Source organism: Streptomyces tubercidicus (assembly GCF_027497495.1).
Taxonomy (GTDB): Bacteria; Actinomycetota; Actinomycetes; order Streptomycetales; family Streptomycetaceae; genus Streptomyces; species Streptomyces tubercidicus.
In genome coordinates this window covers 191,644-216,829 of sequence record NZ_CP114205.1, presented here as the reverse complement: position 1 = coordinate 216,829, position 25,186 = coordinate 191,644, and the positions used below count along the sequence as shown (strand labels likewise).

21 protein-coding genes are annotated in these 25,186 nt (G+C 70.6%); 8 read left to right on the top strand and 13 right to left on the bottom strand.

The genetic code is table 11. From position 1 onward, the window contains the following. The first annotated feature begins 38 nt into the window (after positions 1 to 38). Together amaB and STRTU_RS00950 are read left to right on the top strand one after the other, a co-directional pair. Positions 39 to 1,568 (top strand): L-piperidine-6-carboxylate dehydrogenase, encoded by a 1,530-nt coding sequence (gene amaB, locus STRTU_RS00955; RefSeq protein WP_269777195.1) that lies wholly within the window; start codon positions 39 to 41, stop codon positions 1,566 to 1,568. Positions 1,569 to 1,975: 407 nt separating this feature from the next. Continuing rightward, complete coding sequence (locus tag STRTU_RS00950; protein WP_269777194.1) at positions 1,976 to 3,751, top strand: M28 family peptidase; 1,776 nt, start codon at positions 1,976 to 1,978, stop codon at positions 3,749 to 3,751. A 125-nt stretch (positions 3,752 to 3,876) separates the two neighbouring features. Here the strand turns inward: STRTU_RS00950 and STRTU_RS00945 are convergent, their stop codons facing one another. The 7 genes from STRTU_RS00945 to STRTU_RS00915 all read right to left on the bottom strand — a co-directional run bounded on the left by STRTU_RS00945 (position 3,877) and on the right by STRTU_RS00915 (position 10,915). Then, on the bottom strand, positions 3,877 to 4,221 hold the full coding sequence (locus STRTU_RS00945) for a hypothetical protein (RefSeq protein WP_269777193.1): 345 nt from the start codon (positions 4,219 to 4,221) through the stop codon (positions 3,877 to 3,879). Between the two features lie 170 nt (positions 4,222 to 4,391). Beyond that, positions 4,392 to 5,681 (bottom strand): PP2C family protein-serine/threonine phosphatase, encoded by a 1,290-nt coding sequence (locus tag STRTU_RS00940; RefSeq protein ID WP_269777443.1) that lies wholly within the window; start codon positions 5,679 to 5,681, stop codon positions 4,392 to 4,394. Between the two features lie 336 nt (positions 5,682 to 6,017). Beyond that, a complete protein-coding gene (locus STRTU_RS00935) occupies positions 6,018 to 6,911 on the bottom strand; it encodes a Vgb family protein (protein WP_269777192.1) in 894 nt (297 codons plus the stop codon). 339 nt (positions 6,912 to 7,250) lie between these two features. Continuing rightward, a complete protein-coding gene (locus STRTU_RS00930; RefSeq protein WP_269777191.1) occupies positions 7,251 to 7,673 on the bottom strand; it encodes a PPOX class F420-dependent oxidoreductase in 423 nt (140 codons plus the stop codon). 196 nt (positions 7,674 to 7,869) lie between these two features. After that, positions 7,870 to 9,123, bottom strand: coding sequence for a PP2C family protein-serine/threonine phosphatase (locus tag STRTU_RS00925; protein ID WP_269777190.1), 1,254 nt, complete (start codon positions 9,121 to 9,123; stop codon positions 7,870 to 7,872). Positions 9,124 to 9,226: 103 nt separating this feature from the next. Then, positions 9,227 to 9,985: an IclR family transcriptional regulator gene (locus STRTU_RS00920; RefSeq protein ID WP_269777189.1), complete on the bottom strand. Its 759-nt coding sequence runs from the start codon at positions 9,983 to 9,985 to the stop codon at positions 9,227 to 9,229. Between the two features lie 132 nt (positions 9,986 to 10,117). Then, positions 10,118 to 10,915 (bottom strand): aminotransferase class IV, encoded by a 798-nt coding sequence (locus tag STRTU_RS00915; RefSeq protein WP_389853120.1) that lies wholly within the window; start codon positions 10,913 to 10,915, stop codon positions 10,118 to 10,120. Between the two features lie 153 nt (positions 10,916 to 11,068). Between STRTU_RS00915 and STRTU_RS00910 the strand changes: the two genes are divergently transcribed. Then, positions 11,069 to 11,695: an alpha-ketoglutarate-dependent dioxygenase AlkB gene (locus STRTU_RS00910; RefSeq protein WP_269777187.1), complete on the top strand. Its 627-nt coding sequence runs from the start codon at positions 11,069 to 11,071 to the stop codon at positions 11,693 to 11,695. A gap of 89 nt (positions 11,696 to 11,784) precedes the next feature. Here STRTU_RS00910 and STRTU_RS00905 read toward each other — a convergent pair whose 3' ends face one another. The 5 genes from STRTU_RS00905 to STRTU_RS00885 all read right to left on the bottom strand — a co-directional run bounded on the left by STRTU_RS00905 (position 11,785) and on the right by STRTU_RS00885 (position 16,959). Further along, positions 11,785 to 12,063: a hypothetical protein gene (locus STRTU_RS00905; protein WP_269777186.1), complete on the bottom strand. Its 279-nt coding sequence runs from the start codon at positions 12,061 to 12,063 to the stop codon at positions 11,785 to 11,787. 254 nt (positions 12,064 to 12,317) lie between these two features. Next, the gene (locus STRTU_RS00900) at positions 12,318 to 12,854 is read right to left on the bottom strand and encodes an ankyrin repeat domain-containing protein (RefSeq protein ID WP_269777185.1); all 537 of its coding nucleotides are present in this window, start codon (positions 12,852 to 12,854) and stop codon (positions 12,318 to 12,320) included. Positions 12,855 to 13,091: 237 nt separating this feature from the next. After that, entirely contained in the window at positions 13,092 to 14,339 is a 1,248-nt protein-coding gene (locus tag STRTU_RS00895) for a glycosyltransferase (protein WP_269777184.1), read from the bottom strand. A 134-nt stretch (positions 14,340 to 14,473) separates the two neighbouring features. After that, positions 14,474 to 15,535: a class I SAM-dependent methyltransferase gene (locus STRTU_RS00890; RefSeq protein WP_269777183.1), complete on the bottom strand. Its 1,062-nt coding sequence runs from the start codon at positions 15,533 to 15,535 to the stop codon at positions 14,474 to 14,476. Between the two features lie 224 nt (positions 15,536 to 15,759). After that, a complete protein-coding gene (locus STRTU_RS00885) occupies positions 15,760 to 16,959 on the bottom strand; it encodes an acyltransferase family protein (protein ID WP_269777182.1) in 1,200 nt (399 codons plus the stop codon). A 476-nt stretch (positions 16,960 to 17,435) separates the two neighbouring features. Here STRTU_RS00885 and STRTU_RS00880 point away from each other — a divergent pair, with 476 nt between their 5' ends. Together STRTU_RS00880 and murJ are read left to right on the top strand one after the other, a co-directional pair. After that, positions 17,436 to 18,515: a S1 family peptidase gene (locus STRTU_RS00880; RefSeq protein ID WP_269777181.1), complete on the top strand. Its 1,080-nt coding sequence runs from the start codon at positions 17,436 to 17,438 to the stop codon at positions 18,513 to 18,515. 177 nt (positions 18,516 to 18,692) lie between these two features. Next, positions 18,693 to 20,444: a murein biosynthesis integral membrane protein MurJ gene (gene murJ / locus STRTU_RS00875; RefSeq protein ID WP_269777180.1), complete on the top strand. Its 1,752-nt coding sequence runs from the start codon at positions 18,693 to 18,695 to the stop codon at positions 20,442 to 20,444. A 61-nt stretch (positions 20,445 to 20,505) separates the two neighbouring features. Here murJ and STRTU_RS00870 read toward each other — a convergent pair whose 3' ends face one another. Further along, entirely contained in the window at positions 20,506 to 20,937 is a 432-nt protein-coding gene (locus STRTU_RS00870; protein WP_269777179.1) for a protein-tyrosine phosphatase family protein, read from the bottom strand. A 435-nt stretch (positions 20,938 to 21,372) separates the two neighbouring features. Between STRTU_RS00870 and STRTU_RS00865 the strand changes: the two genes are divergently transcribed. The 3 genes from STRTU_RS00865 (at position 21,373) to STRTU_RS00855 (ending at position 25,168) form a co-directional block, all read left to right on the top strand. Continuing rightward, a complete protein-coding gene (locus tag STRTU_RS00865; RefSeq protein ID WP_269777178.1) occupies positions 21,373 to 22,065 on the top strand; it encodes a hypothetical protein in 693 nt (230 codons plus the stop codon). A gap of 123 nt (positions 22,066 to 22,188) precedes the next feature. Continuing rightward, positions 22,189 to 22,935 (top strand): IPT/TIG domain-containing protein, encoded by a 747-nt coding sequence (locus STRTU_RS00860; protein WP_269777177.1) that lies wholly within the window; start codon positions 22,189 to 22,191, stop codon positions 22,933 to 22,935. A 169-nt stretch (positions 22,936 to 23,104) separates the two neighbouring features. Continuing rightward, complete coding sequence (locus STRTU_RS00855) at positions 23,105 to 25,168, top strand: beta strand repeat-containing protein (RefSeq protein WP_269777176.1); 2,064 nt, start codon at positions 23,105 to 23,107, stop codon at positions 25,166 to 25,168. Positions 25,169 to 25,186: the final 18 nt, after the last annotated feature.

Below are 25,186 nucleotides of genomic sequence, written 5' to 3'. Positions count from 1 at the left end.
CCCGTCACCTGACCCCTCCACACCCAAGGAGCAGCACCATGACCGCCACCGCCCTCCCCACCACCGAGGACCTGCGCACCCGCGCCCGCGCCGCCCTCACCCGCGTCGGCGTCACCGTCGAGGAAGGCGACGACTTCCACGCCCGCAGCCCCATCACCGGAGAAGACCTCTTCGGTCTGCGCGCCGCCACCGCCGCCGACACCGAGGACGCCCTCGCCGCCTCCCGCGAAGCGTTCCTCACCTGGCGCACCACCCCGGCGCCCCGCCGCGGCGAACTCGTCCGCCGCCTCGGGGAGTTGCTCCGGGACCACAAGAGCGACCTGGCCGACCTCATCACCATCGAAGCGGGCAAGATCCGCTCCGAGGCGCTCGGCGAGGTCCAGGAAATGATCGACATCTGCGACTTCGCCGTCGGCCTGTCCCGCCAGCTCTACGGCCGTACGATCGCCTCCGAGCGCCCCGGACACCGCCTCGCCGAAACCTGGCACCCGCTCGGTGTGGTCGGAGTGATCTCGGCGTTCAACTTCCCCGCCGCCGTCTGGTCGTGGAACACCGCCGTCGCCCTGGCCTGCGGCGACACCGTGATCTGGAAGCCCTCCGAGCTCACCCCGCTGATCTCGCTCGCCTGCGACCGGCTGCTGGACCGGGCCGCCGAAGAGGTCGGTGCGCCGCGCGAGGTGCACCGTCTGCTGCTGGGCGACCGCACCGTCGGCGAGAAGCTCGTGGACGACCCCCGGGTCGCGCTGGTCAGTGCCACCGGATCGACCCGTATGGGCCGCGAGGTCGGCCCCCGCGTCGCCGCCCGCTTCGGCCGAACCCTGCTGGAACTCGGCGGGAACAACGCCGCCGTCGTCGCGCCCTCCGCCGATCTCGACCTCGCCGTCCAGGGCATCGTCTTCGCCGCGGCCGGCACCGCGGGGCAGCGCTGCACCACCCTGCGCCGTCTCATCGTCCACCGGGACATCGCCGACACCCTCATCGCCCGGCTGACCGCCGCCTACCGCAAGCTCCCCATCGGCGACCCCTTCGACGAGAGCACGCTGGTCGGCCCCCTCATCACCCCGCAGGCCCTGGACACCATGCAGGACGCCCTCACCCGCGCCCAGGCGGAGGGCGGGAAGATCCTGGCCGGCGGCAGCCGGTGCCTCGCCGATGCCGCACCCCGCGCCAGTTACGTCGAACCGGTCATCGTCCGCGTCGACGCACAGACCGATGTCGTCCGCCAGGAGACCTTCGCCCCCATCCTGTACGTCCAGACCTACGAGACGCTGGAAGAGGCCATCGCCCTGCACAACGATGTCCCGCAGGGCCTCTCGTCCAGCATCTTCACCCGTGACCAGCAGGAGGCCGAACTCTTCCTGTCGGCGGAGGGCTCCGACTGCGGTATCGCCAATGTCAACATCGGCACCTCCGGGGCCGAGATCGGCGGCGCCTTCGGTGGCGAGAAGGAGACCGGTGGCGGCCGGGAGTCCGGCTCCGACGCCTGGCGCGCCTACATGCGCTCCGCCACCAACACCATCAACTACTCCAGCCGGCTCGCCCTCGCCCAGAACGTCAGCTTCCTCTAGGCCAAGGTGACTTGACGGCACGTCAAACGCGCGAACGGAATCGGCGCCGCCGCCCCTTCCCCCGGCCTCTGCCCCCGCCCTGCTTCCGAGCCGGGGCGGGGGTTCGCCGTGTTGTCGAGGGCGCCGAGGGCTCGCCGTCCCGGTCCGGCAGCGGTCACCAGCACCGGTAAGTGCCCGGATATCGGGCGCCATCTGCCGTTTTTCGACAAACACCGCTCCACGCGGGAACATCCGTTGACGCCATGGGTGCCGCGGTGTGATGGTACGGCGGCTTGGGTCATGGACATGCCTTCTTCCGCCGCGTACGGGCCCCACCTCGTCGGAGCCGGCCGGACGACAGGCGCCGCCACGGCCCGGCGCTCCACCAGAACCTCCGTCGGTAGCACTCCCTACCCCCTCAAGGAGTCATGGTGTTTCGAAGATTCGCGGTGGCCGGGGTAACCCTCGCGACCACCATCGGAGCGGCCGCGCTCGCCGTAGCCCCCACGGCCGCGGCGACCCCCCGGACCCACCCGCCCCTCTCCGCGATATCCACCGGCCAGTACGCCGGCAGCGCTCGCGCCGCCGATGCCCCGGACGTCGATGTGGCCAAGGTCCAGGCGCATCTCACCGAGCTGAACAACATCGCCACCCGCAACGGCGGCACCCGCAAATCCAGCGGACAGGGCTACCGGGACTCCGTCGCCTACGTCAAGAACAAGCTCCAGGCAGCCGGCTACACCGTCACCGAACAGCCCTGCACCTCCGGCTGCGCCACCGGAGCCGGACCCAACCTGATCGCCGAATGGCCGCAGGGCGACGCCGCCAAGGTCTATATGTTCGGCTCCCACCTCGACAGCGTCGGCGCGGGACCGGGCATCAACGACAACGGCTCCGGCTCGGCCGCGCTGCTGGAGACGGCACTCACCCTCGCCGAACAGCACCCGGCCATGACGTCCCGGGTCCGCTTCGCCTGGTGGACCGACGAGGAGCAGGGCCTCAACGGCTCCGACTTCTACGTCAGTTCCCTCGCCGCCGCCGAACGGTCGAAGATCAAGGCGTACTACAACTTCGACATGATCGCCTCAACCAACGGCGGCTACTTCATCAACCACGTCAGCTCCGCCGCCGCCCAGCCGATGAAGGCGTACTGGGATTCCCTCGGCCTCCAACCGGAGGAGAACACCGAGGGCGCCGGCCGCTCCGACGACTACTCCTTCGAGCGGGCCGGCATCCCGACCTCCGGGTACGCGATGGGTGCCAGTGCGCGCAAGACCTCGGCGCAGGCGGCCAAATGGGGCGGCACCGCCAGCCGTGCCTACGACCCCTGCTACCACCAGTCCTGTGACACCACCGGCAACATCAACGCCACCGGACTCAACCGCAGCGTCGACGGCATCGCCTACACCCTGTGGAACCTCGCCGTCACCAACTCCACCCCGGCGAACGACTTCTCCCTGACCGCCGCCCCGGCCACCGGCAGCGTCGACCCGGGCGCCTCGGCCACCAGCACCATTTCCACCGCCACCACCAGCGGATCCGCCCAGACGGTGAAGCTGTCCGCGTCGGGCGCTCCGGCCGGGGTGACCGTCTCCTTCAACCCCGCCTCGGTGACCTCCGGCAGCAGCTCGGCCATGACCGTCGCCACCGCCGCGGGCACCGCCCCCGGCACCTACCCCCTCACCATCACCGGGACCGGGTCCGTCACCCACACCACGACCTACACCCTCACCGTCAAGGGAACCGGCGGCTGCACGGGCCAACAGCTCCTCACCAACGGCGGATTCGAAAGCGGCACCACGCCCTGGACGGGGGACACCGGGGCGATCGGCGCGCACTCCGGTCAGTCCGCCCACGGCGGCAGCAGATTCGCCTGGCTCGGCGGCTACGGCCGCTCCGCCACCGATTCCCTCAGCCAGTCGGTGACCGTGCCCGCCGGATGCGGCAAGGCCACCTTGACCTACTGGCTGCACATCGACACCGATGAGACCGATCGGGTCGCCTACGACACCTTCAAGGTCAAGGTGGGCAGCACCACCCTGGCGACCCTCTCCAACACCGACGCCTCCAGTGGCTACACCCAGCGCACGGTGGACCTGAGCCGCTACGTCGGACAACAGATCACCCTGACCTTCACCGCCACCGAAGACACCAGCCTCCAGACCAGCTTCGTCCTCGACGACGCGGCTCTGCAGACCGGCTGAGCTGACGGCGCCGGAAGGGCAGCGGGGCACATGGTGTGCCCTTTGCCCTTCCGGCACCTCCTGTGTACGTGGGCGGGCTTGCCGGGCGGGCCAGCTGGGCGGGCGAGTTGGGCGGGCGCGCCGGGTCAGGTTGTCGTCTCGCCCGTCGGGTAGCACTCCGCGCTGTAGTGGCCCCGGTCGCCGGTGGGTGTCCAGCCGCCGGTGCCGTGGTCGGGGTCGGCGAGCGCGAAGCCGTTCTCGTTCAGTTGCTCGCGGAGCGGACCGGCAGGGAAGCCGCTGCCGTCCGGGGTGTCCTCGACGGGCCACAGGGTGACCAGCAGCGCCTCGGTGTCGCCGGTCTCGGGCTCCCGGTCCAGGCTGGCGATCTCAAGGTGCCACCGCCCGTTCCGCACGAAGGCCGCCGCACGGAACGCCGCTCGTACCGTCCGGGAGTCTCGCACCTGCCGGGCGTGGTGATGAGTCTCGGTCATGCGGGGTGAACTCCTGTCGGGGGGAAGGAAGTGGGGGAGTGGCGTCGCGGGGATGGGGCGTCCGCGCGGCGCGGTGCTGTCAGGGTTTCCCTCGCCGTCGAGGGTGCACTCCGTTTGCCCCTGGCCGCGGAGCGGAAACCACCGGGCCCGCCGCCCTGCCGCGGACGGCGTCACCGGGCGTCTGTGCCGCGGGTGGTCCAAGGGGTGGGCAGGGCGGTGGCGGGGGTGGTGTGCTCGGGGAGACCCGCGAGGGCTTCTACGCGGGCGGGGCGGTACGGGGTGGGACCGCTCCACTCCAGCAGCATCACGGTGGCGTCGTCTTCGAGCTGCTCGTTGTGGTACGCGAGATGACGCCGGATCAGCCGCCGCAGCGTCTCGGGCACCGGCAGTCCGTCGGCATGGTGCTGAAGAAGGAAATCGGTAAAACCCTCCAGGCCGAATTCCTGTCCCCTGTGATCACGTGCCTCGGTGATGCCGTCGGTATGGAGCAGCAGACGGTCGCCGGGCTCCAGCTGGTCCCGGCAGAGCGTGGGCGGCACCCCCAGGTCGGTGCCCATGGGAGGGCTGGGCGAGCAGGACAGGGGCAGGGCCGTGCGCCCCTTGCGGATGATCACCGGCAGTGGGTGTCCGAGGCTGGTCCAGGTCAGCACTCCGGTGGCGGCGTTCAGCTCGGCCAGGATGCCGGTGGCGAAGCGGTTCGAGTCGAACTGCTCCACCAGGGCCTCTTCCACGGCCTCGGCGATCTGGAGGATTCCGCAGTGCCGACGGCGTTGGTTACGGCTGGCGGCGAGGGCGACGTTCGCGGTCAGTCCGGCAGCCGTGTCGTGTCCCATGGCGTCGAAGAGCGCCAGATGCACGGTCTCCTCGGCGATGGCGTAGTCGAACACATCGCCGCTGACCTCATAGGCGGGCTCCATCACCGCGCTGATCAGCACCCGGTCGGTGGCGAAGGTCCGGGGCGGCATGACGCGCCACTCCATCTCCGCGGCCACATTCATCCTCCGGCGCCGCACCAGCCGGGCGTACGTGTCGCTCGCGCCCCGCTTGCTGACGATCATCAACGCGACCAGCCCGCCGAGATTGCGCAGGTCCTGGGCGGCCTGGGCATCCATCTCCATATCCGGGGCGGCGGTGGCGCGCAGCACGCCCAGCCGTTCGGTGCCGTCGAGCACCGGCACCCACCACTGGCCCGCCTCGGAGGTGGTACCCGCGACGATGCCCCCGGTCTGGAACGCCCGGCCGGCGAGCGTGCCTTCCACCCGCAGCACATCCGCCGCCGGCTCGCTCCCTTCCCCGGAAGCGGCCGCCTGGCCGCTGAGCCGGCACAGAATGACCTGCTGCAGATCGGCGAGGTAGATCTGCACATCCAGCCAGCCGACCTTGGCCGCGTGCTTGGCGACCAGGTCCGGGATCTGGTCCAGGGTGACCACGTGGCTCGCGGCAATAAGGTCACCCAGCATCCGCCCCCGGGCGGCAGGACTGCTCATGGCGGCACCCTTCCTGGGGCGTCGGCCCACCGACCCTCGGCCCCGTGCGCTGTCCCTTCACGGCATCCTCGGCTGCGCCTGCGGCCGGAGCGATGCCTGTGCTCTCGATGGTGACACCCGGACACAGCTCGCCCACAGCGACACCGCGATCCGGCACCGGAGCGACACCTCCGGGTCGCGGACCATGCGCGCTGAGCGACCGGAGCCGATGCGTGGCTTCCGCCAGACCGGGCGGGGCTCCCGTTCCGCGATACCGCCGCCCGCTGGCGGCTGGCGTTACGGCAGGCAGCGGGGGGCCGCGCGCTGTGCCTAGGGCGCCAGCCGGGCGATCGCTCCGACCTCCAGGGCCACGTAGAGGGCTCCGTCCGGCCCGAAGGCCAGTCCGTGCGGTTCGGACGAGGCGATCGGCAGGTCGTACTCCTCGATTTGGCCGTCAGGGGAGATGGACCCGATGCGGTTGGCTCCCCATTCGGTGAACCAGCAGTCACCGCCCGGTCCGGCGACGATCGCATGCGGCCGGGACGCGGGGTCCGGCAGGGAGAATTCATCGATCCGCCCCTCGGTGGTGATCCGGCCTATCTGGCCGGCACCTATCTCCACGAACCAGAGTGCGCCGTCCCTGCCGCAGGTGATGCCGACGGGTGCGGCGCCCGCGGTGGGGAGAGGGTGGAGGGTGATCTCACCATCGAGGCTGATGCGACCGATCGCATGCGCTTGATTGAGGGTGAACCACAGAGCGTCATCGGGTCCGACGGTGAGAGCCGAGGGGAAAGCGCCGCTGAGCGGCAGCGGGAATTCCGTCACCCTGCCGTCCGTGGTGATGCGGCCGATCCGGTCCCCGTGCAGCTGTGTGAACCACAGCGCTCCATCCGGGGCGGACGCTATGCCGAAGGGGCCGCTGCCCGGAGTGGGGAGGGGGAACGAGGTCGCCTCGCCGGTCACGGTGATCCGTCCGATGCGATGGTCCTGGCTTCGGGTGAACCACAATGCGCCGTCGGGCCCTGAGGTGATGACGGACGGTCCGCAAGATGCGGAGTCCAGTGCGTAGCGGTCGAGTTGACCGTCCGGGGTCAGGCGAACGATCTGCCCTGTGTGGACCAAGGTGCACCACAGCGCGCCATCGGGTCCGGAGGTGAGGGCGTACGGACCCGCGTCCGTGTCGGAGACGCGGATCTGCTGGAACGCGGTGGTGCGTTGGGTCATCGGCGGGGGTGGTCCTTTCGGCGGAGTGCGGGGCGGCGGTCGCGGGTGGGGAGCGGCCGTACGCGTGAGAGCAGCACTGGCGGAGTGGGCCGGCCGATCGCCAATCCGCTAGCGCTACTCAAGTTGCATTAAGAATGCTGTCACGACGCCGCCGCAGAATCAAGAGAAATTTGGCGCACCCGCCGCCGGTACGTCAGCGAGCGGTGCAGCGGCGGACCGAGTGACTCCGCAGATCTCCAACGGCAAGCCCAACGCGGCCAGTTGACCGTCCAGTGGAAGGGCCCTCAAGTCGCACCCGACCAAGCCCGCCCCCCCACTGCACCGCCCCAGCCCCCCTCGTCACCCCCCGGCCTGGTTGCTGTCCTTCAACGTGCCCCAGCCGTGCCAGCGGTCGATTTCGATCCAGGCGCTGACCCGGCCGCGGTCCCGCTGTGGGTATGGCGTGCCGTTGTAGTGCTGCGCCAGCCGGTCGATATCGGTGAGAGAGTCATCGGTACGGATTTCCGCGATATGGCCGATGAGGCTGAGATGCGTGTACCAGTTGCCCTCGTCCAGCACGGTGAGGGTGACCCGGGGGTCGTTGCGGAGGTGCGCCAGCCGTTTGCGTCCTTCGTCCATGTTGACCAGCACCCGGCCGTTGTCCCACAGGTACCAGGTGGCCGTGGAGACCGGCTGCCCGTCCGGGCGCAGCGTCGTGATGACCGCCGGGTTGGCCTTGCCCAACATGGTGACGGCCGCATCGGGAAGCGGTGGTTTCGACATCTGAGCGCCCTCCACTACGGTGCCGCCGACCGGTCGGGGCGTGCGGCATGATCAACATGAACGACAGAAGCAACAGCAACGAAAGAAGCAACAGCAACGACAGCAGCAACAGGAACGACTGTAGGCAGATGCTCCCGCCGCCTTCCTGCTGACCGGGGCGACCGAGTTCGGGTTCGTTCCCGGGACGTTCAGCCAATCACCCAATTACCGCCTCGCCGACCCCGTCCGCTGCCGCGACCTCGTCCGCTGCTGCGCCCCGACCCGCTCCCGCCGGGCCGACGCACGGCCTCCGGAGCAGCAGCAGCGCGGCGTCATCATGCAGTTCTCCGCCCACGTGCGTGAGCAGGTCTTCATGGAGCGCGGCGAGCGTGCGGGACGGATCCTCCGAGAGGTGCACCGCCAGCCGCTCGCTGAGCGGGTAGAACTCCCGCTCGTGGTCGCGGGCCTCGGTCACACCGTCGGTGTAGAACAGCAGCTGGTTCCCGTCGGCCAGGGCCACTTCCTGGAGGCTCGGGGCCTCGTCGGCAAGTGCCCGCAGGCCGAGCGGCGGGGCGGGCCGGGCGGGCTCCACGGGCAGCACGCGCGAGTCCTGGACCAGCAGCGGGGCGGCATGCCCGCAGTTGACCAGCTCCATCCGGTCGGCGTCGGGGTAGCCGGCGATCACCGCGGTGACGAAGTCATCCGGGCCGAGATTGCGCGCCAGGCTCCGCTCGATGCGGTGGACGACATCCAGGAGATCCGGCTCGTCGTAGGCCGCCTCCCGGAAGACGCCCAGGACCAGGGCGGCGACCCCGACCGCCGGCAGCCCCTTCCCGCGTACGTCGCCGACGATGAGCCGGATACCGAACGGCGTGGGCACCAGGGCGTACAGGTCACCGCCGATCCGTGCCTCGGCCGCGGCGGCGCTGTACCGGACCGCCGCCTGGAAGTGCCCCACGGTGGCGGGCACCGGCTTGAGGAAGGCGTGCTGCGCGGCCTCGGCGACCGAGCGGACCTGGGCCAATACCTGTTCACGACGCCTGCGCAGGGCACCGGCCAGACTGCTGGCCAAGGTCACGGCGGACAGCGCGGACAGCGCGGACAGCACGATGGCCAGCTCCCGGTCCGGCGTACCGGCATGGACGCCGACGGCCGCGCCCAGCCCCACGGCCAGCGCGCCGATGCGGAGCACGCCCCACGGCCCGCTGGTGGCGGCGGCCAGCGCGGGGCCGACGGCGAGCAGCGGCAGCCAGCTCATCCCGGTGCCGCCCGCCAGGGCGAGGACCGCGACGGCCGCGATGATCAGCACCGGTACTACGGAGGCGAAGTGCCGGCGGATGCCCGCGCCGCCGGACGGCGCATCGCTCCGGGGCGGGGCGGAGCGCCGGGCAGTCATCCGAAGAGCGGAGAGCGGATGTGCAAGCTGCCACTGCGGCCGGTGGTCGTGCTGGTGGATTCGGGCTGGGCGCATGTCCTCGTCCGCGGCTCGCTTCCCTGCTCACGGCACTTACGTGCCTAAATGTCCGTTTCATCTAGGAAACGGGCGCAGAGTGGCGGCCGCAAGGACCGGAATTTCAGATAGTGAGCGAAAGCCCCCTGGTCACACGGTCGGCTGTCGGAATCAGCCGGTTCCGGATCTCGTCGATACGGGAGGCCCGGTCCACCCGGAGTGACACACCCAGGGAGCCGAGTATCTCGCCGCTGTACACCGGTACCGCGACGCAGAAGGTCCCCAGGGCGTACTCCTCCATGTCCGTCACCGCCGGCGCCAGCGGTGTCGTGCCGAGCCGTCGGAGCAGCTCGGCGCGGCCGGTGATGGTGCGCGGTGTGAGATCGGCGAGGGGATGCCGTGCGAGGTAGTCGTCGCGGGCGTCGTCGTCCAGCTCGCGCAGTACGCACTTGCCCAGCGCCGTGGCGTGCCCGGCGTCCTCGAAGCCCACCCAGAGGTCCACCCGCGGCGTCCGCGGGCCGTCGACGATCTCGGCGACGCGGATCTCGCCGTCCTCGTAGAAGGTCAGGTAGGCGGCGGCCGAGAGCTCGTCCCGCAGCGCCGCGAGTGCGGGGCGGACCCGGCTCAGCAGCGCCTGGCCCCGTCCGCCCGTATGCAGCGTGGTCAGCTTCTCGCCCAGGACGAAGCCGCCGTCGTCCAGTTTCCGGATGTACCCGTCGTGCGCCAGCGTGCGCAGGAGGTGGTACGTGGTGGCCAGGGGCAGCCCCGTCTCCCGTGCCAGCTGCTTCGCCGGCGCACCGCCCTCGTGCGCGCCGACCGCCTCCATCAGTCGGAACGCTCGCTGGACGGAGGTGATGAGGGTGGGGCCCTCTGCGTTGCCCATACATTCAGCCTGCTCCTGGCGTCCCACCCGGGCAAGGGCCCTCTCGTTGCGGACGGCCCTTGCCTGCGGCCGGTGTGCGCCGGAGTACGCAGTGCAAGCGAGGGGATCGAAACGACCCCTGAGGGGCAGCGGTCAGATCTCGTCCCAGGGGGCATCCCGGTAGAGGCCGCGAACCGTACGCACCAGCTCCGCATCCGCCGGATACGGTGTGTCGTCGATCGCCGAGACGGCGGCAACCCCTTGGGAGTTGGCGACGAAAGCACCGTCGAAGGAGGGCAAGTCGTCGGTGTGGACCGGCCGTTGTGTCCAGGGGATCCCGGTCCGGTCCAGTTCCTGCCGGAGCACCAGCATCGTGGTGCCCTGGAGGGCGGGCGCATCGGGCCAGACGACCGTGCCGCCCTCGACGAAGCCGATGTTGGTGACCGCGCCCTCGGCCACCGCGCCATCCGGTGCCACCAGAAGCGCCTCGTCGAACCCCTCCTGCCGCACCCGGCGCAGGTGATACCCCTGCCCGAATCCGCCGAGATGCTTCAGATGGGCCGCGGGTCGCTGGTAGGCCACACTGCGCAGACGCCGGGCGGCCTCGGGCTCGGGGACCGGGGGCCGGACGGTCACCACCGTGACCGGTCCGTCGCCGGGCTCGGGATCGTAGACGTAGACCCGGACGGCGGCGTCCTGGCTCCCGCCCCGCAGGGCATGGCGGATCCTGCCGCGGACCAGCTCGCCGTCCAGCTCCACACCGAACAGCTCACGCGAGGCCGCGTCCAGCCGGTTCAGATGGAACCCCAGTCCGCGTACGCGGCCTCCCCTGACCTGCATGGCCGTGAAATGCCCCTCGCCGCTCAGCATCTCGAACAGCAAGGGATCGGCCTCGGTGGCACGGCCGTTGATCTCGACGAATGTCGTGGACGGGTCAGTCACGATCGGCATCCTAGGTGCCGGTTGTGTCGTCCCGTGCGGGCGCACGGCTCCAGCGCGGGGAGACGGATTCCCGCGACGCCACCGCCGAGGGTGAGCGGGCGCCGCCCACCCCGGGCGCGCCCGCCAGAACACACATTCGATTCGAGGCGTACCCTGACTGGCATGGCCACGCATCTCCAGGGCTCGCTCTTCGACCAGACCGACGAAGTCCGGCTGGGGCCGCTGGGCGCGATGCGCCGGTCCGAGCTCGGTGACGGTGCCTGGATCGATCTGCTGCCCGGGTGGCTGAGCGGGGCGGACGCGCTGTTCGAGCGGCTCGCCGCGGAGGTTCCCTGGCAGGCCGAGCGCCGGCGGATGTACGAGCAGGTGGTGGACGTACCGCGACTGCTCGCCTTCTACCAGGCCGACGGCGCGCTGCCGCACCCCGTCCTGGACGAGGCGAGGAACGCGCTCTCCGCCCACTACGCCACCGAGCTCGGCGAACCCTTCACCACAGCCGGCCTCTGCTACTACCGCGATGGTCACGACAGCGTGGCCTGGCACGGCGACCGGATCGGCCGCGGCAGACGGGAGGACACAATGGTCGCGATCCTGTCCGTGGGTGCGCCGCGCGATCTGCTGCTGCGCCCGCGGCGCGGCGGCGGCTCCCTGCGGCACCCGCTCGGGCACGGCGATCTGCTCGTCATGGGCGGCTCCTGCCAGCGGACCTGGGAGCATGCGATCCCCAAGAGCAGCCGGGCGACCGGGCCGCGGATCAGCATCCAGTTCCGGCCCCATGGCGTGCATTGAACGCCGCCGCGGCCTCTCCCGTGTCCTAGCAGAGGGCCCCCGAGCCGGTGTGCGGCTCGGGGGCCCGGGAACTGCTGGGGGCGCCGTGATCAGTGTCTGTGACACACGAGGTGGCCGCGGTGCCAGATCCGGGTCCAGTGGCCCGGGTGGCGGTGGCCGTGCCGGTCGCGCCAGGCCGGGTGCCAGACACGGACCCAGTGTCCGTGAACCATGTGACAGCGGCCCCGGTCGACGTGCTGCGTGGGGGAGTGGTCCCCGTGGTGCGTGGGCGTGGCCGAGGCGATCCCCACCGAGGTGAAGACCGCGCCTCCGGCGAGGGCCACGGTGGCGGCGCCGAGAGCGAGGGCGCGCTTGAACCCGTCAATCATTGCGGATCATGCCTTTCTGCATTGCCGTGATGGTGGCTGCCCCGCCGATGGCCGGGCAGGAATGACCATGCACCCGTGACGCCCTCGCTATCCCGCCAATACCCATGGTTTTACGCAATGCAGACAGAAGCTCAGAAAAAGCAGAAGTCTTATTAATGTGGTTGGTGTGCGGGAAATCGCAGAATGCGGGCCGATCCCGAAAACCTCACCCGGGGCGTGACATACACCTTCATGCGCCCCCGTACCGGCCGGGCTCAATCCGGCGCGTTCTCCTCCAGGAGTGCCACGATCGCGGCGTGCCCGGTTTCCTGCTGGTACTCGGCCGTATGGATTCCGCCCGGTGCGCGGATCAGGAGCTGGACCAGCTCCGTGCCCTCGGGGCGGGGGCTGCGGAGGATCTCGCCCGGGGCGTCCGGGGACGCGCCCGCCTTCCGGCGCAGCTCCCCCTCGACGTCCTTGCCGCTCAACTCACGGGCCATATCGCACGCCGTCCGGCCCTGTGCGTCGGTGAGCCGCGGGGCGGCGCCGTGGCGCAACAAGGCACGCACGACGGCTATCGACCCCCGCTCGGCCGCCGCCATCAGCGGGGTCCGGCCGCCGTGGCCCGCGTCCGGATCGGCCCGCCCTTCCAGCAGGAGCCGGGCGGTTCGGTGATGGCCATTGGCGGCCGCCCACATCAGGGGAGTGAAGGAAGTGCCGTCGTCCTCCCTCAGGTTGGGGTCCGCGCCGTGTGCGAGCAGTGCGTGCACCGTCTCCGCGTGGTCCCAGCAGGCCGCAGCGCACAGCGGCAACCCCGCACTTCCTGGTTCCCCCCTGCTCTCCGTATCGGGATTGGCTCCCGCGAAGCGTACGATGCGCCGCCCGAGGCCACCGCGGGCGGTGGCGCACCTGGCGACGGCGGGAGGGACGCGGCGTGTCGGAAGCGTCGGGCAGTCGTCAACTGCCCGTGCCTCGACCGTTCGTGGTCCCCCGGAGCCCACAGCGCGGCGAGCGTTCAGCTGCCCGTCCAGGAGAGCCGGTCCCGGCCCTCACCGCCCCGCCAGCCGCTCCACGGCCGTCAGGACCCGTCCGGCGCCGTCCTCGGCGCCGATCAACGACGAGACCTGGCGGGCGCGATGGCGGTAGCGCGGGTCGTGTACGGCCTTCCGTACCGCTTCCGCCAGGTTCTCCGCGGACAGCCGCCGGAACGGCACCCTTCCCGGGCTGACCCTGAGTGCCGTGAGACGCGACGCCCAGAACGGCTGGTCCAGCATCATCGGCACCGGGACCGCCGGTACCCCCGCGCGCAGACCGGCCGCCGTGGTGCCGGCCCCCGCGTGATGGACGACGGCCGCCATCCGCGGAAACAGCCAGGCGTGCGGCACCTCGCCCACGGTCAGCACCTCGTCCCCGGCCACCGACAGACCGGCCCAGCTCGCCTGGACGACACCGCGTACCCCGGCGAGCTTCAGGGCGCGGGCCACCAGACGCCCCAGCTGCTCCGGATCGGCGGGCCGCATACTGCCGAAGCCCACATACACCGGTGGCGGGCCGGCGGACAGAAAGTCCGCGAGCAGGGGCTCCGGCGTCCAGTCACGGTCCTCCGACGGCCACCAGTAGCCCGCCACCTCCATCCCCGGCCGCCAGTCGGCCGGCCGGGGAACCACCACCGGGCTGAAACCGTGCTGGACGGGCCAGGTGGCGCGCCGCCGTTCGAGGGCGGCCGGCGGCACGCCCAGCCGGCGCTGCAGATGGCGCACGCCAGGGGCGAAGGCCCGGGTCAGCAAGGACTCGGCGCAGCGTGCCGCGGCCCGGTTGGTGAACGGTCCCATCGACGGCATGTCAAAGATGACCGGCGGGAACTCCCGGGTGGGGGCGAGGGGTTGCAGGAAGACGCCGAGGCTCGGCAGTCCCAGACCCTCCGCCGCCACGAGCCCCAGGGGCGCCAAACTGCTCGACAGCAGCACGACTTCGGCCCCCGACGCACACGCGTCCGCCACCGCATCGGCCATCTCCGGCGCCAATTCCCTTGCCAGCTTTATCTGTTCGACCTTGGAGAGGTCGGCCCCGGAGCCGCTCTTCCCTGCCGCGTGCCCCTGGGGGGAACCCGCTCCGGTGGCGGCGTACCGGTCGAGCGGAAGCGGGCGGAAGCCGAGGCCGCTGCGGCGGACCGCCTCGGTCGAGCGCGCATGGGTGGCCACCACCACCCGGTGCCCGGCTTGCCGCAGCCGGGCACCGAGCCCGGTGTAGGGGGCCACGTCCCCGTGTGAACCTGCGGTAGCGATGAGGATGTGCATAGTCGGCAGTGTTCCGTTCCCTGAGTTCCGGCGATTCCGGACCGCGTACCGCTTCACCCGGGTGGGCTAGCCCGCCGTGGCCCCGTAGCGCCGAAAGCGCTTGATTTTCTGCACGGTTGTGCAGACGGCGGCGGTCAGTCCCGGCGGGCGATCACCCGGTAGGCGTTGGAGAGCGGCGTGCGCCGGGTGAGAGGTGCCAGCAGGATGTCGATCCCGAAGAGGACGAGCAGGGCGGGCGCGGCGGCCAGCAGTGAAAGCCCGCGGACCAAGCGGCTGACCGGGCCCGGTTTCCTGGGCAGCCAGGGCAGATCCTCGCCCGGCAGCACGGAGTTGAGCACATTCACCGCGGCGGAGGTCAGATCGGTGGGGATATGCGGCTCCCGCCGGTTGGTGGCCACGACGGTGAAACCCTGCTCGGCCAGTGCCCCGCAGAGGTTGTCCAGCGGGATGAGGTGCAGGTGCTGTGGCTGGAGCCACGGTCCCCACCAGCGGCCGAGCAACCGGGCAGCGGCGGACTGCGGGTCGGGCACTTCGATCAGCAGGTGCCCGCCGCGCCGCAGCGCCGTATGCGCGGCGGCCAGCTCCTGCCGCGGCGCCAGCGTGTGTTCCAGGTAGTGGTACATGCTCACCACGTCGTACTGGGACGTGAGTTGGCCCGCCAGCCCGGCGAAGGACCCCCGGTAGGCGCGGGCGATGCGGCCGTTGCGTACGCCGATCTCGACGCCCTCGCCCCAATCGAGACCGTGGAATTCGGTACGCGGGTGGATGCGCTGGGCCTCGGCGCAGAAGTGGCCGTGGCCGGTACCCACGTCCAGCCAGCGTGCGGGGCGGCCGAACGGGAGCTGCGCTCGTGCGCGGGCCCGGTAGAGCTTGACCGCCAGCGGCGAGGCGGCCATCCGCGCCATCGTGGCCTCGCCCAGGCCGTCGTAGCAGTCGCGGTAGTAGAAATCCAGCCCGTCCGCGCTCAGCCGGGGGTTCTGGAAGACATGCCCGCAGTTGCGGCACTGGTCGAGGACGAAGTTCCCCGGTTTGCGCTGGGGATGGTTGGTGGTGCGCAGCCGCCGGCTCAGACGGGCGGAGGCGCACCAGGGGCAGGTGGCGCGCTCCGGATCGAAGAACCGCTCCAGCCCATACGCCAGTTCGTCCTGGTAGCGGGGTCTGTGGGCGGCGATCTGCTCGCTTCGCTTGTTCGTCACGGGGAGCCCCTTTCAGCTGTGGTCCTGGTGGCGTGGGCGTGGCCGTCGGTGTTGACGGTGGGCGCGATAGACGAGGTTGGTATTCCTCGGCAGTACGGTCCGCGGACCCAGCCGGACGGGCCGGTCGGCGCGGGCGGCCGGCTGCCGGTGCGTCGGCCCGAACGCGCACCGCGGCGGGAAGGCCGGACGGGGGAGCGGCGGCCGGCCAGGGCACCGTCCGGCGCTCATGAGGCAGCTCCCGTACGGGTGCGGGCACGGGCTCGCGGTGTGGAGAAGCGGCGCACGCAGGGGCGCTCCACCCCTGCGTGCATAAGCCATGAGGCCAGCAGTACGACGGGAAGGCCGACCAGCACTACACCGAGATTGCTCCAGCCGTGGTTCCTCAGCGCCAGGTACAGCAGCCCCAGCAGCAGGAGATGGACGAGATACACGGCATACGAGATTTCACCGAGGAACACCAAAGGCCGGGTGCGCAGCAGCGATTTCCGGTCGCGCAGATCCAGCTCGGCGGTCGCATAGACCAGTACGACGAGCGGGGCCACGGTCGACGCCGCGTACAGAAAGCGCTGCGGCAGAAACTCGGGGTTCATGACGACCGCACTGATGACTCCCAGCGCGGCCGGAATCACTCCTATCCGCGGAATCCGGAGGCCCGACGAGGCGATACGCGCCGCCATCATGCCGAGGATGAATTCGGGAAGCCGGGTGACCGGCAGCATGTACAGAAACCAGTAATCGGGGAAGAAGGCGCCCTCAGGGTTGACCACGAGTGCGGAGAACACCGGCCACGACCAGACGACCGCGATCGCCGTTGCCGAGCCGATCAGCAGCCCGCGGGGCGACAGCCGCTTGACCCAGGGCAGCAGTACGGGGAAAAGAAGGTAGAAGAACACTTCGGCGGCGAGGGACCAGGAAACGGGATTTCCCGCGGAGACGAACATGTGGCTGGGGACCCAGGTCTGCACCAGGAAAAGGTCGGCGACAGTGGCCACGATCCCGGTACCCGTGGTGACGGCCGCCGTACCGGCACCCGCCAGGGCAATGACCACCACACACCACGTCAGGACGTGATTGGGAAAAATTTTGGCGGCCCGTCGCCGCCAGAACGCGCGGGCGGTGTCGTCCGGGCGTGCGGAGTGGGTGAGCACATAGCCGCTCAGAATGAAGAAAAGCGATACCGAGCTTCCGCCCAGCCATACTTCGGGCCCGAGGGTCTCGGCGAGATGCGGGTCGATCATCAGCCGGCAGTGCGCATAGAGGACTGCGACCGCGGCGGCGAAGCGCAGACCCGTCAGCGAATCCAGCCGTCTGGGGACAGCGGATCCGCTGTCCGCGTCCGGCGGTTTCTTCGCCTCCCCCTGACCGGCAAGGGGGCTGCCCGCCATGGCGGTTGACTCGAACGACGGACCGGAAAGAGGGTGCACGAAGGGCCTCCTGCGGGGGAATTCCCGGGCCCGTGGCACCACTCAATGACCATTGACGGATGGCTGCGCCGGTGGGTCGCCCGGGAACGGATGGAAGGACTGGTCCTTGCCCGTGCGGAGGAATGGGCGGCCCGTCGCGCGGATAGCACGATTGACCCACCGCGGCACGCCCCGTGCATAGGGCGGTGACCCGATTTCACTCGTACGGTCCAGCATGTGGTGAAGGCGCCGGCCGGGCATGACGCGGCAGGATCGCCCGCACCGGGCCACCGCCGTACAGGTGATTCCTGCGGACCTGTGGCCGGGCAGGTGTGGTGCGCGCCGGTGCCAGGAAAAGATACGTCCGCGCCGCGATGTCACGCCCTCGGGCCGCAGGCGGTGCCGGCAGCCCCTCGACGGTGGGGCAGGCAACGACGCAACCGCATCCGGGCCCGACACCCCACCCGCCCGGTCCAACCCCCAGCAGAGGTTCCGAGTTGAAGCACACCCGCGTACCGACGCCCCGCACCGTCCTCACCGGTGCCGGTCTGGTGGTGGCCCTGACCGCCGCCACACTCACTCTGCAGACCGCCGATGCCGCCCCCGCCAAGGCCCCCGACCCGCCGACGGCCAGCGCCGCCGGACAGCGCGCCAAGGGCATCAGCTCCACCCTCGGCGCCGACGGGGCAGGCGCCTACTACGACGCCGCGCACCACAAACTCATCATCAACGTGACCACCGAGGCCGCCGCTGCCAAGGCGCGGGCGGCCGGTGCCGATGCCAGGGTGGTCAAGCACTCGCTCGCCTCGCTGGACGCCGCCCGCGCGACCCTCAAGAAGCAGGCCACCATCCCCGGCACCTCCTGGGGCATGGACCCCAGGACCAACAGGGTCGTCATCACCGCCGACCGCACGGTCCGGGGCACCAAGCTGGCGCAGCTCAAGCGGGTCGCCGCCGCGCTCGGTGACCGGGCCGTCGTCCGGCAGTCGGCGGGCACCCTCCGGCCGCTGATCGCCGGCGGTGACGCCATCTGGGGCACCCGGGCACGCTGCTCGCTCGGCTTCAACGTCACCAGGGGCGGACAGCCGTACTTCCTGACCGCGGGGCACTGCACCAACGCCGTACGGAACTGGTCCGCGACACAGGGGGGCGAGGAGTTCGCGGTGACGGAGGCCGGGACCTTCCCCGGTGACGACTTCGGGATCGTGAAGTACACCGACGAAGACGTCGTGCACCCCAGCGCGGTGGATCTCTACAACGGCAGCACGCAGGCCATCACCCGGGCGGGCGATCCCATCGTGGGCCAGAAGGTGCGGCGCAGCGGCGGCTCCACGCATGTGCACGAGGGTGATGTCACCGCGGTCGAGGTGACAGCCAACTACCAGGAGGGCGCGGTCGACGGTCTGATCCAGGCCACCCTCTGCGCGGAGGCCGGGGACAGCGGCGGCTCGCTCTTCGAGGGGGACACCGCGCTCGGCCTGACCTCGGGCGGCAGGGGTGAGTGTTCCGCGGGCGGGGTGACCTACTACCAGCCCGTGCGCGAGGCCCTCCAGAAGACCGGAGCGCAGCTCGGCTGATGCAGCCGGAGTGATCGGGGCATGCCGGGGACCGCTCGTCGTCATGCGGTCCCCGGAGGCCCGGCACCGCCATTGCCCAGGCCACCTGTCGGGACGTCAGCCAACAGGTGAAAGAGTGTCCCGTTGAGCGATGACGGGGCCCGCTGACGGGCCGGGGGCGGACAAGGCGGGGCGGGCATGAACGCGCAGGGGCAGCAGCACGGCGGTCGGGACGAGGGGGGCCACGTCCTGCCCGAGGACACGGTCCCCCGGACCGCCGGTGAGCCGATACCCGAGCCGAAGGCGCCGGGGAGTGGCGCCTCGGGTCTGCTGAAGTCCAGCGCCGTCATGGCGGCGGGCACCATCGTCTCCCGCATCACCGGATTCCTCCGCACGCTCGTGATGGCCGCGGCCATCGGCGTCGGCCCCCTCAACGACTCGTACCAGGTCGCCAATGTCCTGCCCACGATGATCTACATCCTGGTCGGCGGCGGCGCACTGAACGCCGTCTTCGTACCGCAGCTCGTCCGCGCCATGAAGAAGGACGACGACGGTGGCGAGGCCTACGCCAACCGTCTGATCACCCTGGTCATGGTGGTGCTGGCCGGTGTCACCGCCATCTGCGTCCTGGCGGCTCCGCTGCTGGTGCACCTGATGTCGCCGGATATCGCCGCCGACCCGCAGCGGATGGCCGTCACCGTCACCTTCGCCCGGTACTGCCTGCCCACCATGTTCTTCATGGGCGCCCATGTGGTGCTCGGACAGATCCTCAACGCCCGGGGCCGCTTCGGCGCGATGATGTGGACCCCGGTCCTCAACAACATCCTGATCATCGCGGCGTTCGGGAGCTTCATCTGGGCCTTCGGCGGCTTCACCGACTCCCGCGTCAGCCCCTCCACCGTCACCCCCGAAGGCGTACGGCTGCTGGGCCTCGGCACCCTCCTGGGCCTCGCCGTACAAGCGCTGGCGATGCTGCCGTACCTGCGCGACGCCCGCTTCAGGCTCCGGCCGCGTTTCGACTTCCGGGGGCACGGTCTCGGCAAGGCCATGGGCCTGGCCAAATGGACGGTGCTCTTCGTCCTCGCCAACCAGGCCAGCCTGACCGTCGTCACGCAACTGGCCACCAAGGCCGGCTCGCTCGCCGACCGGGCCGGGTACACCGGCTCCGGGATCACCGCCTACAACTACGCCATCCTGCTGTGGCAGATGCCGCAGGCCATCATCACCGTGTCGGTGATGACCGCGGTGCTGCCACGGATGTCCCGCGCGGTTCAGGACGACGATGTGACCGCGATCCGCGAGGACATCTCCCACGGCCTGCGGACCTCCGCCGTCGCCATCGTGCCCTGCGCGTTCGCCTTCCTGGCGCTGGGTGTGCCGATGGCCACGCTGCTCTACGCCGGCTCCGGCGCCGAGGGCGCCCAGGGCATCGGCCACGTCCTCATGGCCTTCGGCCTGGGGCTCATTCCCTACTCGGTGCAATACGTGGTGCTGCGCGGCTTCTACGCCTACGAGGACACCCGGACGCCCTTCTACAACACCGTCATCGTCGCCGCGGTGAACGCCGCCGCGTCCGGGGCGTGTTTCGCCCTCCTCCCGCCCCGCTGGGCCGTCGCCGGAATGGCCGCCTCGTACGGTCTGGGCTACGCGGTCGGCGTCGGAACCGCCTGGCGCCGCCTGCGCAAGCGACTCGGCGGCGATCTGGACGGCTCACGCGTCCTGCGTACCTACGCCCGGCTCGTTGCGGCGGCGCTCCCCGCGGCACTCGCCGGCGGCGGCGTGGCCTACGCGGTCACCCAGGCCGTCGGCAGCGACGCCCTGGGTTCACTCGTCACGCTGCTGGCCGGCGGGAGCGTGCTGCTCGGCGTCTTCGTGCTGCTCGCGCACTGGATGCGGGTGGCGGAACTCCGCGCGATGGTCGGCATGGTCCGGGGGCGCCTCGGCCGCTGAGAGCGGGCGAGGCGGGGCGGGGTGGGACGGGCCGGTCGCCGTCCGCCGGTGAAGTCCGCCGTCAGTCGGCGAAGCGGCGGACGTAGCGCTTCTGCCAGGGGGTTTCGACGGCCCGGGGGTCGTAGTTGCGGCGTACGAAGTCCACTGCCTCGGCGGCCGGTACGCCGTCCAGGACAGCGAGACAGGCCAGCGCCGTCCCGGTCCGGCCCCGGCCACCGGCGCAGGCGATCTCGACGCGGTCGGCGTCGGCCCGCGCCCATGCCGTACGCAATACGGTCCGGGCCTCGGTATGGCTGCTGGGCAGCCGGAAGTCGGGCCAGCGCAGCCACCGGGACTCCCAGGGGACCTCGGGCGGCTGCTTGCCGAGGAGATAGACGGCGAAGGCCGGCGCCGGACCGGCCGGCAGCGGTCGCCGAAGCCCCCGGCCCCGGATCAGGCGGCCGGAAGGAAGCCTGAGGACCCCGGCGTCGGTGGCGTTCCAGGTAGTGGTCATCCGCTCACCGTAGCGCTGGAGCCGATCAAGAACGGGTCGTTCAGCGGCAGTTGGCCGAGTTCCATCTGAGGACCGGTGCGTGGCCGCCGCGCTCGGCGCATCAGGAGCGGACCCGGGAGCCGACCGGTCGCGCCGGTGTTTTGCGTGCCGCCGATGTGCGCTCTGCCAATCGGGTGAGGGGGGTGTCAGGGTTCTTGCAGGCGCGCTCACCCCAATGGATAACTGGTCACATTCCAATCCGGTGGGCTGCCCATTCCTCTCGGGGGAGTGTCAACTGGCCTGCCTTTGTGTCCGATTGAGAGTGCAGGCAGCGATGCAGCCCCTGGCATCCGCGGCAGGCGCCCTCCCACGCTTGAGGAAGTGCATTCACCACCCGGTGCCCGATCCCGGCCACCGGCTGGTGCGGTAGCTCACGTCACCTCTTCTGGGGGCGTCATGCGAACTGTCCGTACGTTGCGATCCCTCCTCGGGATCTGTGCGCTGACCCTGGGACTGACCGTGGCAATGGCCGCGGCCCCGACCAAGGCGCACGCGCAGATCCCGGTGCTGTGCAGCGAGTCCTCGCTGGTGAACGCGATCAACGCGGCCAATGCGGCCGGCGGGGACACCCTGGCACTCGTTCCGTTCTGCACCTACCAGCTGACCAGCGCGCACGGCACCTCGCCCCACGGGCCGGTGGGGCTGCCGCCGATCACCACCCCGATCACCATGGTCGGGCTGGGTGCCACCATCACCCGCGCCGCGAACGCACCGGCCTTCCGGATCATGCAGGTGGAGGGCGCCGCGAACGTGCCGGGCACCAACGGTCAGTTGAACGCGGTGGGGATCACCATCCGCGGTGGCAGTGCGGTGTCTCCCTATCCGGGAGGCGGTCTGTCGAATCTGGGCGGCACGGTCTCGCTGCTCTCCAGTTCCGTCACCGGCAACACCGCGGTCGCCGGGGGCGGCCTCTACAACGACAACGGCAGCATCACGCTGTCCACCAGCTCCGTCACCGGCAACCAGGCGTCCTCCAGCGGAGGCGGCATCTACGTCAACTCCGGTGGGGTGTCGTTGCTGGGCACGGTGGTGCGCAGCAACACCCCGGACAACTGTGCCCCGTCAGGCAGCGTCATGGGCTGCACCTGACGGTCCGGCCGGACTCCCGGCCGAACGCTCCACCAGGCAACACCTCAACCGTCGACGGCGCACGCCGCCATCCGGTCCCGGTTGAGCACTCCCTCGCACACACCTCATCAAAGGAGCACCGTCATGCCCATCTCTCCCAGTCAGGGATCATCCGGGGGCGGGACGATCGTCACCATCACCGGTACCAACCTCGGCGGCGCCACCGCCGTGCGGTTCGGCAGCAAGACAGCCACCATCACCGGCAACACCCCCACCTCGGTCACGGTGATCTCGCCCTCCGGCAGCGGCGCCGTACCGGTGACGGTGACCACCCCCGGCGGGACCAGCAACCCGCTCCAGTTCTTCTACGTCGGGGCGCCGTTCAAGTCCAGCCTCTCCCCGGTGACCGGGGTGACCGCGGGCGGCAACACCGTCACCATCAACGGCACGGGTCTGAGCACCGCCACCTCGGTCAGCTTCGGCGGGGTCACCGCGACCCCGACCGTGGTGAACGACGGCCAGATCACCGTCACCGTGCCGGCGGGTGCGGCGGCCGGACCGGTGAGTGTCTCCGTCACCACCGCGGGCGGCACCAACAACGGCTTCTCGTACACCTACGTCGACGCGCCCACCGTCATCTCGCTGAACCCCAACTCGGGCCCGGCGTCCGGCGGTACCGTGGTGACCATCACCGGCACCAACCTCAGCACCACGCAGTCGGTCACCTTCGGTGCCACGCCCGCGCCGTTCACCGTCATCAATGACACCAGCCTCTCCGTCGTCAGCCCGCCCACGCCCGACGGGGCCCCCGGGGCCGCCACTGTCACCGTGACCACCAGCGGTGGCGTGGCGACCGGTGACTTCACCTACCTCGCCGGTCCCGGCATCTGACCGGCCCCCGAGCCGCCAAGGGCCTGGTCGTGCGATCAGGCGGGCGGACAACCTGCCCGGACAGGGGGTACCTTCCCCTGTCCGGGCGCTCCCTCCCTTCCCATGACGAGCCCCGTCCGGTGCCATCTCAGGGCCGCCCCGGGGCTCATGCCCACGAAGGACCATGGTCGTGAATCGCTCCGCAGACCCGCCCACCTCGTCCGACGCGCCGTCCCTGGCGGCCACGCCCTCCGTCACCTCCGTCTCTCCGCCCTCGGGTTCCACCGCGGGCGGCACCGTGGTGACGGTGACCGGCACCGGCTTCACCGGCGCCACCGCCGTCCGCTTCGGCGCCACACACGCGGCGTCCTTCAGCGTCAACTCCGACACCCAGATCACCGCCACCAGCCCGGTCGGATCCGGAGTGGTGCAGGTGACGGTGACCACCCCCAGCGGCACCAGCAACCAGTTCGTCACCTTCAGCTATGTCGCCGCACCCGTACCGACCCTCACGTCGGTGAGTCCCAACTCGGGTCCGGCGGCGGGTGGGACGGTGGTGACGTTGTCGGGCTCGGGTTTCTCGGGTGTGACGGCGGTGCGGTTTGGTGGTGTGTCGGCTTCGTTCACGGTGAATTCGAGTTCGCAGATCACGGCGACGGCTCCTGCGGGGTCGGGTTCTGTTCAGGTGACGGTGACGACGCCTGGTGGGACGAGTAATGGTGTGCCGTTCACGTATGTCTCTGTGCCGGTGCCGGTGGTGACGTCGGTGAGTCCCAACTCGGGTCCGGCGGCGGGTGGGACGGTGGTGACGTTGTCGGGCTCGGGTTTCTCGGGTGTGACGGCGGTGCGGTTTGGTGGTGTGTCGGCTTCGTTCACGGTGAATTCGAGTTCGCAGATCACGGCGACGGCTCCTGCGGGGACGGGTACCGTTCAGGTGACGGTGACGACGCCTGGTGGGACGAGTAATGGTGTGCCGTTCACGTATGTCTCTGTGCCGGTGCCGGTGGTGACGTCGGTGAGTCCCAACTCGGGTCCGGCGGCGGGTGGGACGGTGGTGACGTTGTCGGGCTCGGGTTTCTCGGGTGTGACGGCGGTGCGGTTTGGTGGTGTGTCGGCTTCGTTCACGGTGAATTCGAGTTCGCAGATCACGGCGACGGCTCCTGCGGGGACGGGTACCGTTCAGGTGACGGTCACGACTTCTGGCGGGACGAGCAACGGTGTGCCGTTCACCTATGTCTCCTCGCCTGTGCCGGTTCTGACCGCGCTGGCTCCCAGCTCCGGTCCGACCGCGGGCGGAACGACCGTCACCCTCACCGGAACCGGCCTGGCCTCCACCACCGCCGTCCAGTTCGGCGGCACCCCGGCCACCTCCTTCACCGTCGTCTCCGACACCCACGTGACCGCCGTCGCCCCTCCCGGCACCGGCACCGTTCAGGTCACCGTCACGACCCCAGGGGGCATCAGCAACGGTCTCTCCTACAGCTACTCCGGCGCTCCCACACTCAGCGGGATCACTCCTAACCAGGGGAGCACCGCGGGCGGAAACACGGTCACCCTCACCGGCACCCAGCTCACCGGAGCCACTTCGGTCACCTTCGGCGGCACCCCGGCGACCTCCGTGACGGTCCTCTCCGCGACCCAGATCACCGCCGTGGTCCCGGCGTCCACCGCAGGACCGGTCGATGTCACCGTCACCACCCCCGGCGGCAGCAGCACCCTCCCGAAGGCGTACTTCTACGTCAGCGCCCCGGTGCTCGCCGGTGTCGCCCCGCTCTCGGGCCCGCTCTCCGGCGGGAACACGGTCACCCTCACCGGCACCCACCTGATCGAGGCCACCGCGGTCCGCTTCGGTGCCACCCCCGCCACCTCATTCACCGTGGTATCGGACACCCAGATCACGGCCGTGGCCCCGGCGGGAGCCGCCGGCCTGGTGGGCATCACCGTCACCACCGTCGGCGGGACGAGCAACTCCGTCTCGTACACCTACCTGGCGGCGCCCGTCATCACCACTCTGGTGCCGACCCAGGGACCCGCCTCCGGTGGCACCACCGTCACCCTCACCGGCAGCAACTTCGCCCAGACGACCACGGTGCTCTTCGGCGGCGCGCCCACCTCCTTCACCGTCGTCTCCGACACCCATCTCGTCGCCGACGTGCTGCCAGGCCCCGCCGGGCCGGTCAATGTCACCGTCACCACCCCCGGCGGTACCAGCGCGCCGGCGGTCTACACCCGCGTCGGGCCCCCCGGCATCTGACCCCGCCGACCGCCTGCA